At 39.9% G+C, this 15,364-nt stretch carries 17 protein-coding genes; 8 read left to right on the top strand and 9 right to left on the bottom strand.

The genetic code is table 11. The features are described from left to right. Positions 1-122 precede the first annotated feature (122 nt). Positions 123-1,964, top strand: a complete 1,842-nt coding sequence (locus tag HWE15_RS04555; RefSeq protein WP_290506323.1) for a M1 family metallopeptidase — start codon at positions 123-125, stop codon at positions 1,962-1,964. 58 nt (positions 1,965-2,022) lie between these two features. Here HWE15_RS04555 and HWE15_RS04550 read toward each other — a convergent pair whose 3' ends face one another. Beyond that, complete coding sequence (locus tag HWE15_RS04550) at positions 2,023-2,199, bottom strand: histone H1 (RefSeq protein WP_290506322.1); 177 nt, start codon at positions 2,197-2,199, stop codon at positions 2,023-2,025. A gap of 100 nt (positions 2,200-2,299) precedes the next feature. Continuing rightward, a complete protein-coding gene (locus HWE15_RS04545) occupies positions 2,300-3,550 on the bottom strand; it encodes an aminotransferase class I/II-fold pyridoxal phosphate-dependent enzyme (RefSeq protein WP_290506321.1) in 1,251 nt (416 codons plus the stop codon). Between the two features lie 176 nt (positions 3,551-3,726). Here HWE15_RS04545 and accC point away from each other — a divergent pair, with 176 nt between their 5' ends. From accC to HWE15_RS04530, 3 genes are read left to right on the top strand one after another with little or no spacing between them, the layout of a single operon-like run. Continuing rightward, a complete protein-coding gene (gene accC, locus HWE15_RS04540) occupies positions 3,727-5,238 on the top strand; it encodes an acetyl-CoA carboxylase biotin carboxylase subunit (RefSeq protein WP_290506320.1) in 1,512 nt (503 codons plus the stop codon). After that, entirely contained in the window at positions 5,231-6,541 is a 1,311-nt protein-coding gene (locus HWE15_RS04535; RefSeq protein WP_290506319.1) for a DUF1015 domain-containing protein, read from the top strand. The genes accC and HWE15_RS04535 overlap by 8 nt, the downstream gene beginning before the upstream one ends. Further along, positions 6,510-7,097: a Maf family nucleotide pyrophosphatase gene (locus tag HWE15_RS04530; RefSeq protein WP_290506318.1), complete on the top strand. Its 588-nt coding sequence runs from the start codon at positions 6,510-6,512 to the stop codon at positions 7,095-7,097. Before HWE15_RS04535 ends, HWE15_RS04530 begins: the two co-directional genes overlap by 32 nt. 67 nt (positions 7,098-7,164) lie before the next feature. On the opposite strand, the gene HWE15_RS04525 is transcribed toward HWE15_RS04530, so the two are convergent. The 5 genes from HWE15_RS04525 to HWE15_RS04505 all read right to left on the bottom strand — a co-directional run bounded on the left by HWE15_RS04525 (position 7,165) and on the right by HWE15_RS04505 (position 10,457). Further along, a complete protein-coding gene (locus HWE15_RS04525) occupies positions 7,165-8,184 on the bottom strand; it encodes a hypothetical protein (RefSeq protein WP_290506317.1) in 1,020 nt (339 codons plus the stop codon). Positions 8,185-8,187: 3 nt separating this feature from the next. Further along, positions 8,188-8,499 carry a DUF3817 domain-containing protein gene (locus HWE15_RS04520; protein ID WP_290506316.1) on the bottom strand — a complete coding sequence of 104 codons (312 nt, stop codon included), beginning with the start codon at positions 8,497-8,499 and terminating at the stop codon, positions 8,188-8,190. Between the two features lie 2 nt (positions 8,500-8,501). Continuing rightward, the gene (locus HWE15_RS04515) at positions 8,502-9,086 is read right to left on the bottom strand and encodes a hypothetical protein (RefSeq protein ID WP_290506315.1); all 585 of its coding nucleotides are present in this window, start codon (positions 9,084-9,086) and stop codon (positions 8,502-8,504) included. A 69-nt stretch (positions 9,087-9,155) separates the two neighbouring features. Then, complete coding sequence (locus tag HWE15_RS04510; protein WP_290506314.1) at positions 9,156-9,683, bottom strand: acyl-CoA thioesterase; 528 nt, start codon at positions 9,681-9,683, stop codon at positions 9,156-9,158. A gap of 108 nt (positions 9,684-9,791) precedes the next feature. Beyond that, the gene (locus HWE15_RS04505) at positions 9,792-10,457 is read right to left on the bottom strand and encodes a protein-L-isoaspartate(D-aspartate) O-methyltransferase (RefSeq protein WP_290506313.1); all 666 of its coding nucleotides are present in this window, start codon (positions 10,455-10,457) and stop codon (positions 9,792-9,794) included. Between the two features lie 107 nt (positions 10,458-10,564). Between HWE15_RS04505 and HWE15_RS04500 the strand changes: the two genes are divergently transcribed. Further along, the gene (locus HWE15_RS04500) at positions 10,565-11,155 is read left to right on the top strand and encodes a riboflavin synthase (protein WP_290506312.1); all 591 of its coding nucleotides are present in this window, start codon (positions 10,565-10,567) and stop codon (positions 11,153-11,155) included. Between the two features lie 39 nt (positions 11,156-11,194). Here the strand turns inward: HWE15_RS04500 and HWE15_RS04495 are convergent, their stop codons facing one another. Beyond that, positions 11,195-12,292, bottom strand: a complete 1,098-nt coding sequence (locus HWE15_RS04495) for a formylglycine-generating enzyme family protein (RefSeq protein WP_290506311.1) — start codon at positions 12,290-12,292, stop codon at positions 11,195-11,197. A gap of 153 nt (positions 12,293-12,445) precedes the next feature. Then, positions 12,446-13,006 (bottom strand): ferritin, encoded by a 561-nt coding sequence (locus HWE15_RS04490; RefSeq protein ID WP_290506310.1) that lies wholly within the window; start codon positions 13,004-13,006, stop codon positions 12,446-12,448. A 308-nt stretch (positions 13,007-13,314) separates the two neighbouring features. Here HWE15_RS04490 and HWE15_RS04485 point away from each other — a divergent pair, with 308 nt between their 5' ends. Genes HWE15_RS04485 through HWE15_RS04475 form a run of 3 tightly spaced genes read left to right on the top strand, consistent with a single transcriptional unit; the run spans position 13,315 to position 15,334 of the window. Further along, positions 13,315-13,830, top strand: a complete 516-nt coding sequence (locus HWE15_RS04485; protein WP_290506309.1) for a DinB family protein — start codon at positions 13,315-13,317, stop codon at positions 13,828-13,830. Positions 13,831-13,832: 2 nt separating this feature from the next. Next, positions 13,833-14,630, top strand: coding sequence for a PhzF family phenazine biosynthesis protein (locus tag HWE15_RS04480; RefSeq protein WP_290506308.1), 798 nt, complete (start codon positions 13,833-13,835; stop codon positions 14,628-14,630). Continuing rightward, the gene (locus HWE15_RS04475) at positions 14,627-15,334 is read left to right on the top strand and encodes a potassium channel family protein (protein WP_290506307.1); all 708 of its coding nucleotides are present in this window, start codon (positions 14,627-14,629) and stop codon (positions 15,332-15,334) included. The genes HWE15_RS04480 and HWE15_RS04475 overlap by 4 nt, the downstream gene beginning before the upstream one ends. The last annotated feature ends 30 nt before the right edge of the window (positions 15,335-15,364 follow it).

Genomic DNA, 15,364 nt, shown 5'->3' with positions numbered 1-15,364 from the left:
TTTTCAACTTTTATTTTAATGGAATCAAAAACTGGTTAAAGCTAACTCTTCCCCTAAAATATGATTATCGGTTTGGTAGGGCTGAGCATTTTTCCTTTACTTTAGAAAAAAAATAAAAATCTATGTTGAATCGTTTTAAGAAGCCTTTTTTAGGGCTTTTTCTTTGTCTTTTGGGAGGCCTTAGTTTCGCCCAATCCGGCAGGTTTCAGCAGTCCGTGAACTACGAAATGGAAGTATTCATGGATGTGGAAACAAACCAATATGAGGGAAAACAAAAATTGGTTTATTCCAATAATTCACCGGATACGCTCCATCGCGTATTTTATCATTTGTATTACAATGCATTCCAGCCGGGCAGTATGATGGATGTGCGATCCCGAACCATTGCGGATCCGGATCGAAGAGTAGGGGATCGGATTGCAAATCTTTCTCCAGAAGAAATTGGCTATTTGCACGTTTCCAATTTAACAGTAAATGGAAAACCTGCTCAGGCAGTCGAAGTTGGGACTATTTTGGAAGTTAACCTTCCAGAGCCCATTCTTCCGAATTCTCAAGCGGTTTTGGAATTGGATTTCAATGGTCAAGTACCCATTCAGATTAGAAGATCTGGAAGGGATTCAGCAGAGGGTGTCCGCTATTCAATGTCTCAGTGGTATCCTAAATTGGCCAACTATGATGAGCAAGGCTGGCATGCGAATCCTTACATCGGAAGAGAGTTTTATGGGATTTGGGGAGATTTTGATGTAAAAATCACAATCGATAAAACCTACACCATTGGGGGAACGGGTTATTTGCAAAACCCAAATGAAATCGGACATGGCTATGAAGATGCAGGGGTAATAGTTCCTGAACCCGCTGGTAATACCTTAACCTGGCATTTCAAAGCGCCAATGGTCCATGATTTTATGTGGGGAGCTGATCCTAAATACCAACATGATAAAGTGGTCATGGACAATGGTATTACGGTACACCACTTTTTTATTCCTGGAGAAAAGACTTCTGAAAACTGGGAGAAGCTTAAGGAATTTACTCCAAAGGCGATAGCTTATATGTCTGAGCATTTTGGACAATACCCGTATAAGCAATTCTCAGTTGTTCAAGGTGGTGATGGAGGAATGGAGTATGCCATGTCAACGTTAGTAACAGGTGAAAGAAGTCTTCCCTCTTTGGTTGGAGTGATGGTTCATGAGTTAGCTCATAGCTGGTATCACGGAGTTTTGGCTACCAATGAATCACTTTATCCTTGGATGGATGAAGGTTTTACCTCTTATGCAACCAATTTGACCATGGGAGCGATTTTTCCAAGACGAGAAGGAAATGTTCATCAAGGAAGCTACCGAGGCTATATTTCTTTGGCTCTTTCTGGTTTAGAAGAGCCGATGAGCACCCATTCTGATCACTATCATACTAATCGAGCTTACAGTTCAGCAGCTTATTCTAAAGGTGCTGTATTTATGGAACAACTCGGCTATGTGATAGGAGCTGATGTACGAGATCGTGGATTGCTTCGCTATTTCAATACCTGGAAGTTCAAGCATCCTAATGTCAATGATTTGATTAGAATCATGGAAAAAGAAAGCGGTATTGAGTTGGATTGGTATAAGGAGTATTTCGTCTATTCTACAAAAACGATTGATTATGCTATCAAAGAGGTTAAGGCTAATGGTGATAAAACTGAGTTGACTCTTCAGCGAATTGGTTTAATGCCGATGCCTTTGGATGTTGTAATTACCTATAAAGATGGCTCTCAAGAAATGATTTATCTGCCTTTGGTGATCATGAGAGGAGAAAAAGGGGAAGAAGCGGGTGCTCCAAAGAGAATCCATACCGAAGATTGGCCTTGGGTAAATCTAGAAAAAACGTTGGTGATTGATCGAAAGATGGATAGCATTAAATCTATTGAAATCGACCCAAGTAAACGTTTGGCCGATGTACAGCCAGAAAATAATAAAGTGGAGCTTTAAAACTCCACTTTATTAAGTTTCAATAAAAAAGGTGGCTTAAGCCACCTTCTTTTTTTGATTAACCAGCATTTTTCATGTCTTGTACTTCCTTACGGATATCCTGCGCCATGTTTTTCAACTCCTGCATACCTTTTCTTACTCTGGTGCCGGCGGCTTGGTTACCTTTTTCGTAGAACTTTTCGAAATCAGACTCCAAGCTCATTACAAGATCTTTGACTTCACTAAATCTGCTCATAGTAAAAGTGTTTAATTTTAGGTTGATGATAAGTTTATGGTTTCAATATAGCCCAAATACTTACTATTTCAATCCTAAAGGCCTTTTTTTTGAAAAATTTTTATTCCCCAAAAGCTGTAGCCACTTCGGAATTACGGTATTGACCGCTAGTCAATTTATCTTTCACAGCAGCAAAAGCAGTGACAGTTTCCTTAACATCTTCCATCGTGTGAACAGCCGTTGGAATTAACCTCAAGATAATCATACCTTTAGGCACCACTGGGTAAATTACTACTGAACAGAAGATATTGTAATTCTCGCGGAGATCGTGAGAAAGCGCTGCGGCTTCTCCTACAGTTCCATTTAAAACGACCGGAGTTACAGGAGAATTGGATTTTCCAGTACTAAAGCCATTTTCATGCAAACCACCACGAAGAGCATTTACGATTTTCCAAAGGTTGTCCTTTAATTCTGGACGTGTTCGAAGCAATTCCAAACGCTTTAATCCACCTTCAACAAAAATCATTGGAAGGGATTTGGCGAAGATTTGGGAACGCATGTTGAATCGTAGGTAGTGAACAACTTTTTCTTCACCTGCGATAAACGCTCCAATGGAAGCCATGGATTTTGCAAAGGTGGAGAAATACAAGTCTACTTCATTGATTACTCCTTGCTCTTCGTGTGTTCCGGCACCAGTTTTACCCATAGTTCCAAAACCATGCGCATCATCAACCAATAAACGGAATTCAAATTTCTTCTTCAGATCGCAGATTTCCTTCAATTTTCCTTGGTCACCTGTCATTCCGAAAACACCCTCTGTGATTACAAGAATTCCACCACCTGTTTCAGCAGCTAATTTAGTAGCTCGTTCAAGTTGCTTTTCACAGTTTTCGATATCGTTGTGTGGGAAAACGTAGCGCTTACCCATGTGCATCCGCAAAGCATCAATGATGCAGGCATGACACTCGGAATCATAAACTACTACGTCTTTTCGATCCAAAAGCGCATCGATGACGGACATTATCCCTTGGTAGCCATAATTCAGTAAGTAAGCTTTTTCCTTTCCTACAAATTCAGCCAATTCATTTTCTAGCTTTTCATGCTGGGAAGTCTGTCCAGACATCATACGAGCTCCCATTGGATAGGCAGCACCCCATTTGGAAGCAGCGTCAGCGTCAGCCTTTCGTACTTCGGGATGGTTTGCAAGTCCTAGATAGTTATTGAGAGACCAGGTCAATACTTCTCTTCCCTGAAATTTCATCCGAGGAGCAATTTCTCCTTCAAGCTTAGGAAACATGTAATACCCATCTGAGAATTGCGAATGCTTCCCTAATGGGCCTAGGTTTGTTTGTAGTTTAGCAAATAAATCCAAGGTGATCTTATTTAAATGTGATGTTTTATTTTCTCTTTCAAAATTCGCCAAAAATACAACTTAAATACCTACCACGCAAAATTTGAAGCTTATTGCAGGGCAAGCCTACCTTTAGTGGGATAAATTTCCGTTATTCGTTGATTCCAGAACATTAGACCCAATTATACTTTCTTGATATGTCAAAAATCCAAAAGCTGTTGGTTGCCAATCGAGGTGAAATTGCACTTCGAATCATGCGTTCAGCCCGAGAATTGGGAATTAAAACCGTAGCTGTTTACAGCGAAGCGGATCGATTATCCCCTCATGTAAAATATGCAGATGAGGCTGTTTGCTTAGGCCCACCTCCTTCTAATCTTTCCTATCTGCTTTCGGATAAAATTATAGAGGTTTGTAAAAATCTGGGGGTAGATGCGATCCATCCTGGTTATGGGTTTTTATCAGAAAATGCTGAATTCGCTAAAAAAGTATCGGATGCAGGATTGATTTTCGTCGGCCCTTCTCCAGGATCCATCGAGGTGATGGGGAGTAAATTGGCTGCAAAGCAGGCTGTTTCCAAATATGATATTCCTTTAGTTCCTGGCACGGATGAAGCGATTACCGATATAAATGAAGCAAAAGCCCTTGCGGCTCAAATCGGGTATCCGATTTTGATTAAGGCTTCTGCCGGTGGCGGAGGAAAAGGAATGCGAATTGTTGAATCAGCTGCTGATTTCGAAGAACAAATGCAGCGTGCTGTAAGTGAGGCGCAATCTGCCTTTGGAGATGGTGCGGTTTTCATTGAAAAGTTTATTACCTCTCCGCGTCACATTGAAATTCAGGTGTTGGGAGATCAGCAGGGTAATGTTGTTTATCTTTTCGAGCGGGAATGTTCAATTCAACGGCGTCATCAAAAAGTTATCGAGGAAGCTCCATCGGCTGTGGTTAGTCCAGAAATGAGGAAGGCTATGGGAGAAGCTGCGGTTGGCGTGGCTAAAGCTTGTAATTATTATGGTGCAGGAACCGTGGAATTTATTGTCGATGAAAATCTAGATTTCTATTTCCTCGAAATGAATACTCGGCTACAGGTGGAGCATCCGGTTACTGAGATGATCACCGGAAAAGACCTGGTGAAGGAACAAATTTGGATAGCAGAAGGAAAAGCATTGAATTTCAAGCAGGAAGACCTTCAGATCAATGGACATTCTTTGGAAATTCGTGTATACGCTGAGGATCCTAAAAACAACTTCCTTCCTGACATCGGTAAATTACAGACTTACAGAAGGCCACAGGGTCCGGGAATTCGCGTAGATGATGGGTTTGAAGAAGGGATGGATATCCCAATTTATTACGATCCCATGATTGCTAAATTAATTACCCATGGACAGAGTAGGGAAGAAGCGATTTCGAGAATGATCCGGGCCATTGATGATTACCAAATTACTGGAATTCAGACAACGCTTGATTTTTGCAAATTTGCACTTCAACATGAAGCCTTTACAAGCGGTAATTTTAACACAAAGTTTGTTGAAAAATATTTTGAGCCTAAAGTCTTGGATCAGACTCTTTCTGATAAAGAAGAGGAGTTAATCGCTGCTTTGGCTGTTGAATTTTTTCTCCAGGAAAAAGGCTCAGATTCAGGAAAAGTCATGCAAGGGGAGGAGAAGGCTTCATCCTCAGGATGGAGAAAAAGGTTAAGAATAGATGGCTGAAATTTTACCACTGCGTGCCTGGCGTTATGCTGAGCATTTGAGTGAAAAAATGGAGGAGTTAACCGCTCCACTTTTTGATGTTGTTTCTGAAAAGCAGCGGGAACAGCTGTATCAAAACCCATTTAATAGTATTCATTTATCCGTTCCAAAAGGTCAAAATCCTGCCGAGGTGGCTTATTTGACTTTATCAAAATGGAAAAAAGAGGGTATAATTCAGCAGGATGCATTGCCCGGGATTTATGTGTATTACCAATATTTCCGACTTCCGGGAGAGCATCAGGAGCGTTGCAGAAAAGGCTTTATCGCTCAGATAAAGGCTTATGATTGGGAAGAGCAGCAAATCCTTCGTCATGAGAATACCATTATTTCGGCTGTCAATGACCGGGTAGACTTGCTCAAACGCTCAAAAATTCAAGCTTCTTCAACCCATGGATTGTATGAGGATCCTGATTTTCAATTAGAAAAATTTATGGATCAGGCGATGGAATCACCTCTGTATGAAATTGAAGATTATCAAGGTGTCCGAGAGGTATTAGCGGTAATCCATGATGCAAATATCATTGCTGAGTTTGTAGCATTGATGACTGAAAAGCAAATTATCCTTGCGGATGGACATCATCGGATAGAAGGAAGTATTTTCTTAAAAAATGAATGTAGAGATGCTTTTCCTGACAAAAAGTGGAAAGCCCATGAATTTCATTTGATGTACTTTACGAATGCGGCTTCAGATGATTTGAAAATATTACCTACACATCGATTATTTTATGGACTGAACCTCAGTCAAGAGGTGTTTTTAGATAAACTTCGGGAATTGTTTTTTGTAAAAAAATTTCCTGATGCCGAGGAAATCGGGTTCTATGCTTTTCATCGTCCCTGGACTTATGGATTGTTGATTGGAGATGATGGATACTTTTTGGAGTTGAAGCCTGGAAAATTTGATCAAATTCAATCTGACCTTCCTGAGGTCGTTCGAAAACTTGATCTTTCTGTATTACATGAAGTGGTATTTCATTTGATTTTGGGCATGAATAAGGAAGAACAACGTCAGTCTTCCCAATTGAGTTATGAACGGAATTTTTCCCGTTGCCTTCGCGAAGTGAGAAATGGAGCGGCCAGTTTTGCGATTATCACACGAGAGCTGGAAATGAAGCAGGTTTTGGAAGTTTGTCGTTCTGGGGAGCTTATGCCTCAAAAATCTACGTATTTTTATCCTAAGACATTGAGCGGATTGTTGTTTGCAAGTATTGATCAAGACGAATTTGAATTTCCCTATGACGCGTTTTTTAGAAAACATCAAGGATAAAAAAATCATATTGGCGTCCAACTCTCCAAGAAGACAGGAATTACTTCGGGGATTGGAAATTGATTTTGAGATCAGGACAAATCCTGTCGATGAAACCATCCCTTCCGATATTCCAGCAGCGTATGTGGCAGCTTATCTTTCGAAACTAAAGGCTGAATCATACCCAGAGGAACTTCTCGAAAATGAGATTTTGATCACTTCAGATACGGTGGTAATTGAAAATGGACATGTACTGGGAAAGCCCAACTCTGAAAAGGAAGCTTTTGATATGTTGAAAAGTCTTTCAGGAGCTACTCATACAGTCATGACTGCTGTGACCATTATGGATCGCTTAAAGCGGATTACACTTGAAGATGAAACATCGGTGACCTTTCGATTTTTAGAAGAAGAGGAAATTTGGCATTACATCAAGGAATACAAACCTTTTGATAAGGCTGGGGCCTATGGCATTCAGGAATGGATCGGGTTTATAGGTGTTTCAAAAATTGAAGGTTCCTATTTCAATGTAATGGGACTTCCCTTGCATTTAGTTTATGAACAATTAAAAAAGTGGTAATCTGCAAGATTTTTACCCCAACGAGCCCAAATAATCCATTGCAAATATTTTTTCTTAACTAAGAGAATTAACGATGAACTTGCTCTAAACTGACCCGCAAAATTTGCCCCATGTTTTGACAGGTCATAAATTTTTGATTTTTGTAATGCCTTGCCAGGTCCCTGCGTAAACTATCCACATTTTCGGATGGAGCAATGACATCCCCTTCCATAGCTTTAAGAATTCCTTCAATTTCCCGGTGGGAAGATTTTAAGCGGAAAGCGATTAATGAGCGTTCTTCTCGCTGGTATTGTCGCATGGATTCAGGAGTAATGTATTTCATTCCAAGCTGAATCAGTGCATTATTCTCTTTAAAGTATTGGGGAAGGTAGATGGACTTCTTTCCTTCATAGGATTGCTGATCGAAATCAATGGCTCTGATTCGGTAATGCGTTTCTTCAAAATCCGGAGTTACATCGATCACAAAATTGGCAGAGTGCATATCACCCAATAATCGAACAAAACAACGTTCATTAAACTTGACAAACTCCTTTGCCAAACGGATAGGATTCACATGTTGATCATGCATATGCAAACGCATGAATTTGTCCCCTGGAATTCCGGCAATATGTTCCTCAATCAAGGTATTTTTATGAACGAGGTAATTGATTCGGTTTGGAGAAAGCAAATGCTCCAACTCCAATCCATATACGCGGGAGGCATCTGCATTTTTAATGTAGAAATAATCGAAGTTATCGTTTATTCGGTTTACAATCCGAATGCGAAATGGTTGCGTATTGCCATAGATACAGAGGTCAATTCGGTCGACGTAGAGGTGTTCCATCACAGACATGTCCCCTCCAGCTTTTAGGATAGCGTAAATCCTTTTGACATTAAGATGAATTTCTTCCCGGTCTGTCTGTTCGTAAAAAACAGTCTCCCAAAGGGTGTCATGGTCTTTGGAATCATAAAGAGCAATGGAGTCCTTGTATCGCAAAAGCTCTTCATAATGGATGGGGATGTTCACTTCCCGGCCATGCTGAACTAGGTAGGCGCGCAAGCCGTCATTGATCGGATATACCTGTTTTTTCTTGCTGATCAGAGCCATACCTTAGAAATCTACATGTTGACTCTTTTTCAAGTTTCGATCAAAAATAAAGGGTCCAAAGGGTAAAACGGATGCTACAAGGGCGAAAACAGTGCGTCCGAATTCCCATTTTAATTTGGAAGCAGTAGGAAAAACTATGTAAATGTAAAGGATAAAAAGCAGGCCATGTGCCCATCCAACCATTGTCACAGCTTGTGGCATATCATAGAGATATTTTAGTGGCATGGCTATAAATAAAAGGATCAGAAACGATGTGCCCTCAATAAGGCTTATCCATTTGAATCTCTTTGCCCAGCGGATTTGTTCGGTATTCATGATTAAGAAATATTAAATAGGGTTTTGAGCGTCTCCCAAAGCTTCTTTTTTAAAGCTTTATCCATGCAAATCTGCGTGAGTGAATCGGCAAAAAGATATTCAATCTCACCTTCTGTCTTGATCTGGTAATCGTGAATAGGTAAAGCATTGATGGGATGACTTATCCGACCGAATTTGATCACTTTGTGAGGGTTGATTGCTAGAAAATCTTCCAGGTTTTTTCCTCGTAGTTCCTCGCTGCTAAGCAAACCCACATCTTTCATCGAATGGCTCACGGCTGCAATGATTTTGGAGAGCATATCCATAATCTCATCACTTAGGTTTTCTTCCTCATGAAGAATCAAAATCCCTTTTTCGAAACTACCTCTTACAGCAGGAGGAGTAGGTTCTTGGACTTTTTGAATTTCTTCTACCTCTTTTTCCTCTGAATAAGCAGAATCTTGGGTAGGGGTTTCTCTAGCTGGAAGAATAGCAGAAGTATCCTTATTGTTATTTTGTTTTTCCAACAAGAGTGGGATTTCCTCTCCAACCAAATAAAGATCTTCTTGAAGGAATAATTTTAAGGAATTTAATGAGTCAATTTCCATAGTGGAAAATTGCCGAAAAATTGCACGTTGACCAAAAAAAGAAGAGACTTTGTGAGTCTCCTTTTAAGATTAGCTTGGCATATGCATATTGAATATGGATTTCAGTTCCACAGCGTCTTCTGGCTTCATTCGTTTGGCTAAGACCAATCGTAATTGCCGTCTACGTAAGGCTCCTTCATACAATTCAATCTCTTCCTTAGACTCAGGAACAACTTCTGGAACTTCGATAGGTTTTCCATTTTGATCCACGGCTACAAAGGTGAAAAAAGCTCGATGTGTTGTGGTTTTTTTGTTTGCTGGAATATCTTCTGCTGTTACCTCAATAAAAACTTCCATTGACGAATTGAAAGCACGGGTAACCTTCGCCTCAAGGGTTACCACATTTCCCAAAGCGATAGGTTGCTTGAAAGAAATACTATCAGCAGACGCAGTCACTACAATTCTATTGGAATGTTTTTGCGCTGCAATAGCCGCTACTACATCCAGCCAATGCATCAAACGTCCTCCCATCAGATTATTCAGCGTGTTGGTATCATTGGGAAGGACCATTTCGGTCATAGTCGTTGCGGACTCCTTTGCAAATTTCTTTTTAGCCATTTTATTACGATTTAAGGCAAAATTAAAAATTATATTTCAAAGTTGAATTAATACTAAGTTGTAATCAGAATTTTATTCTAATTAAATCAAAATAGGGGAAGGGTGCATTTATCTCCAGCCATCCTTACCTAATAGTGGGACAAAAGCAAAATAATCGAATTCCTCTGTTGAATACGTGCCATTTCTCTTCTTGGTGATTTTCAACATTTTTTGTTGTTTTCGGTCTCCTACAGGAATTACCAAAATGCCACCTGTTTTTAATTGTTGAATCAAGGAGTCAGGAACCACCGGGGCTCCTGCTGTTACCAGGATTTTATCATAGGGGGCATAGTTGGGAAGTCCTTGAGAACCGTCACCATAGAACAATTTCATATCGTTTATCCCCATTCTTGAAAGGAATTTTCGGGTCCCTTCAAAAAGCTTTTGCTGGTATTCGATGGTGTAAACTTCAGCGCCCAATAAATGTAAAATAGTAGCCTGATAGCCGGAACCTGTTCCAATTTCCAAAACCTTATCACCGGGTTTTATTTCTAAAAGTTCCGTCTGAAAAGCTACTGTATAAGGCTGTGAGATCGTTTGACCCTCGCCAATTGGAAAAGCTTTGTCTTCATAAGCATGGGAAACCAAAGCTGAATCAAAGAAAAAGTGCCGGGGTAGGGTATTGATGGCATGAAGTACCTTTTCATCACGAATTCCTTTTTGTCGTAATTCAGCAACTAGGGCCTTTCTTTTTCCTTTATGTAAATAGGTGTCTTCTAACTTTAGAAGTGGCATGATTTGTATTAATTTCGACCGAAGATAAGTGATTATTTTGCTTTATGGGAAACCCTTTATTTCGAAATTCACTTACTATTTGAGCATCAAATATTAATCAGAAATCCATGTTTACAGGAATTATCGAGAGTTATGGGCTTGTAAAAGAAATCCGACAGGATGGAAGCAATGTGCACTTTATTTTGGAATCTCCACTTGCATCTGAATTAAAAATAGACCAATCCTTGGCGCATGACGGAGTTTGCTTGACTGTAGTAGAAACTTCTTCAGATTCTTATCAAGTGACAGCGGTTCAGGAAACCATACAAAAGACCAATCTTTCTTCATGGAAACTTGGAAAAAAAGTTAACCTCGAGCGTTGCATGCCGGCAAATGGGCGATTTGATGGGCATATTGTTCAAGGACATGTTGACCAAGTTGCAACTATCACAGGGATTTCAGATCAGGATGGTTCTTGGATTTTTGATTTTGAATTTGACGCAAGCACAGGTAATGTGACCGTTGAAAAAGGTTCGATAACCGTAAACGGAACGAGCCTGACCTGTTTTAATTCTAAGCCCGGAAGCTTTTCAGTTGCCATCATTCCTTATACTTATGCGCACACCAACTTTCATCAACTGCAGATTGGTGATCGGGTGAATTTAGAGTTTGATATTATTGGAAAATATATCAAACGTATTCTTAAAGGATATGAATAATAAGTTTTAACTATCAAGTATATAGGTAGTTAACATATTTTACTTCATGCTAAGGTTTTGTTCTTCTTGATCTTTGACCAATCGGAACCCTACATTGGAAGTACCAGAATCAAAGGCATGTCCCTGGCGGGCTGATGGTCGATAGTTGACGCAATAATTTTCAGCACATAGGAAAGATCCGCCTTTGATCACTCGTTCCATCGCATACGGATTATCGGGATTGTAGCAGGGGTTCATTCCCGCATCTAGCTTAGGAGCCTGTCCTGCTATTCTGGCAAACTTTAATGCATCGTACCAATCGCTGGTCAATTCCCACACATTTCCGATCATATCAAACAAACCAAAATTATTTGGGGCAAATGTTTTAACAGGGGAAGTACCTGTAAAACCATCTTTTCCTGTATTATCATGAGGAAATACTCCTTGAAAAGTGTTTGCCAAGAACTGCCCATTAGGCGTCAATTCATCTCCCCAAGCAAAACGCTTTCCATTCATTCCACCTCTCGCGGCAAACTCCCATTCAATTTCCGTTGGTAGACGTTTTCCTGCCCATTTTGCATAGGCTTCCGCATCTTCATAGGCGATATGAACAACCGGGTGATTTTCCCGACCTTCCAAATTGCTTTCAGGGCCTTCTGGATGCTTCCAATTTGCCCCTTCAACCCATTTCCACCATAAGGATATATCTTGAAGAGGAACTGCATATGGGGGAGGTGAGAAAACCATAGACCCAGGCACTAAAACGGAATCATCTGGTTTGGGAGTCCCTGGAGGTAATTGTTTTTTCAAATCTTCCCATTCTGGCTTTCGCTCGGCTACGGTCACATATCCAGTAGCTTCTACAAATTCTGAAAACTCACGGTTTGTCACTTCGTGAACATCCATCCAAAAACCTTTAACGCTCAGATTTACTGCAGGACGCTCTGCCGCATATGCGTTGATTTCATCAGTCCCCATTGTAAATTCACCTCCTGGAATCCAAACCATATCTTTTGGAGCTTCTCCTGATGGTTTGGGTTGAGTTGATAAGGTTAATTTTTCAGGTGTATTTACCTCCTGAGGTGATTTTTCTTTGCAAGAAAATGGGAGAAGAAGAAAAACAGCAGCAATTGACTGTAGTAATTTTAATTTATTCATATGGAATTGGACTTACCGCAAAGTAATTAATATCCTAGAAAGATGCAGGTTTAAAGCCTCCCAAATGGTTGGATTTAGATAAGGTTTTGGAAGGTTTTGACAATTTTTAGCAAAAAAAAGCGGCAAATGCCGCTCAATGATAATGTTCTGAATTTATTCTGCGCCACCCGTATCAGCATGAGCAGCAGCATTAAGCTTGCCCAATTCCTGATCGATAGTCCACAATCCTACACCTTCTTCGCCGATAATATCGAATAATTCCAAAGCTCTTCGAGACATGGTTTCCTCTTCGCGCTGTTCTGTCACATACCATTGCATGAAACTGAATGTAGCAAAATCCTTTACCGAGAATGCATGGTCAACAATTGAATTGATAGATCGCGTTACTTGAATTTCATGCTCTAAAATCAATTCAAATACTTCCCGGAGGGAATTAAAGTTATGTCGGATTCCCATGATTTCAGGTTGAATAGCATGACCACCTGCCTCATTCACATATTGGAATAACTTCATCATGTGCATTCGCTCCTCATCGGCATGAGTGTAGAGGTATTTCGCAGCATTTTCATATCCCATCATGTGGCACCATGAAGCCATGGAAAGGTAATAGGCGGAACTTTTACCTTCCATTTCAATCTGCTTGTTCAATAACTGTTCTGTATCCGTCAACAAGGATCGTTGCAATGTGACTATTTCTCGTTCTTTCATATTCATTTTATTTACACCTCAAATAAACTAATTCTATCAAAACTAGTTCAAAATGGCTTGTTCTCACATAAAATTTAGAATTGATTTAATTAAATCTATCGGAAAATGGCCTAGGAAAATGGAGTTAGTCCAAGAATTCAACTGAAAACATTTGGAGCAATGGAGCTTTTGGGAAATTTTGAAGAAATAGTGACTTTCCACCACTTTGAGTCGCGCTTTTAATGTAAGGGGTAAATAAATTTTTTATAACACAAGGTTGGTTTTATACTAAACCCTAAATTTATTCATTGAGTAAATTTTAAAGCTTTTCATGAATGGAAAATTTCAGTCTGCCTAAGAAAGGCGATTATCCTGCTAATTATGAGGGATATTTGGAATTGATTTCCGATACAGATTTCTGCAAACTGATTCAAGATCAGATTTCTGATTTGGAAAAATTATTTTCAAATAAAACTTCAGAATGGTTTAACACGCCCTATGAGGAGGGGAAATGGACGCCAAAGGAGGTTTTGGGCCATGTAATCGATACAGAAAGAATAATGACATTCAGAGGGCTATGTTTTGCCCGTGGAGAGCGGTCAGCTTTACCGGGATTTGATCAAGATCCTTATGTATTGAATGCGCGTTTTGGTCAAGTTCCTGAGAAGTTACTTTTTGAAGACTTTGTCGCCCAACGAAAAGCCCTGGTGACTTTGATTAAAACTTTATCAGAGGATATGTTGGATTTTGCGGGTGAGGCTAATGGAAGTTCGATTACCCCTAGGGCTTTATTTTGGATAATTCCGGGGCATTTTATTCATCATTTAAGGATATTAAAGAACCGCTATTAATTATGAAACTTACCCTTGGAGTTGTTGATGCGTTTACCTCTCGACCTTTTGCAGGAAATCCAGCGGCTGTTTGTTTGCTTGAAGAGCCAATTGATGCCCAATTAATGCAGCAAATCGCCATGGAGATGAATCTTAGTGAGACTGCTTTTGTGGAACGAGGGGATCAAGTGGGGCATTTTAAATTAAGGTGGTTTACGCCTACATTAGAAATAGATTTGTGTGGTCATGCTACTTTGGCTACCTCTCGTTGGATGTTGCATCGAAATTGGGCCACTGAAAATTCCACTATTCATTTTCACACGAAAAGCGGAGAATTGATTGTGAGGGCTGATGGGACGAAATTGGAAATGAATTTCCCACTTATTCCAACATTCGAAGACAAGCATCCTGCTTATCAGGAATTTCTTTTTGGGAAACGAATTGTAAAAGCGGCACAATTACGGAAAAACTGGATCTTTCAACTTGAAAATGAGCAAGCGGTAAGATCCTTGGAGCCCGACTTTATGGAAATTGCAAAAAACAGTGAGGAGGGTTTTATCATAACTTCAAAAGGAGAAAAATATGATATAGTTTCCCGGTTCTTTGGTCCGAATGTAGGCGTTCCGGAAGATCCCGTGACAGGATTCGCTCATTGTGCCTTGATGGATTATTGGAATCAGGAGGAGGGAAAAATGAAATTACATGCCTTTCAGGCAAGCCGAAGGGGCGGTGAAATGTGGTTGGAGAAACACGATGACCGAGTACTAATTGTTGGTGAAGCCGTAGTCGTTTATCAAGCTGAAATGAATCTAAACCTATGAATGAAGAGCTAGCAACAAAAAGACCTATTTCCATGAGACGGTACTTTAGACACTTTACAAATTATTGGTTGACGGATGCAAGCTTTGGTATCTTGTTGCTGATTTTACTGTTTACTGTTTTTGTATTACCGATACTTATTGAGTATGGACATGTGCATATGCTTTTTGTGAATGCGGTCTTTCTATTTTTATTTTTTACAGGAATTTGGTCTTCGAAAAAGCAGGTATTTATCTTCCTCACGACTGGCCTGTTTTTCACTCAATTGGGATTACGAATATTGAGATTCAGTGATATCCCTGTGGAATTTTATTTGCTCGAACGAATTGTGGGTATAATGAATATGATGGTTTTCATTATGCTCAACTTTCGGCTTTTGTTTCGGGATAGGGAAGTGAATTTTTATCGTGTGGTTGGAGCGATTAACGTTTATTTAAGCGTTGCAATCCTGGGAGCTTTTGTCTTTGAAATTATTCATTTGACGACAGGAAGCAGTATTCAGGGTGTGGATAGGCAATTGGTGGGCTTGGATGATGACTTTTCAGAATACATTTATTTCAGCATGGTATCGCTTACTACCGTCGGATTTGGGGATTTATATCCAATCAACATCATGTCCAAAATGCTTTCCGTTTTCCTTTCTACCATTGGAATTTTATATCCTGCCGTAGTAATTGCCAAATTGGTTGGAGAATCCAGGCGCTAATTCCATTGGTGTAAATTCGGCTGATATTCC

This window comes from Algoriphagus sp. (genome assembly GCF_013373065.1).
In the GTDB taxonomy this organism is placed as follows: Bacteria; Bacteroidota; Bacteroidia; order Cytophagales; family Cyclobacteriaceae; genus Algoriphagus.
Note: the sequence above shows the minus strand (reverse complement) of the source record. Positions and strands in the feature narration are given on the sequence as shown.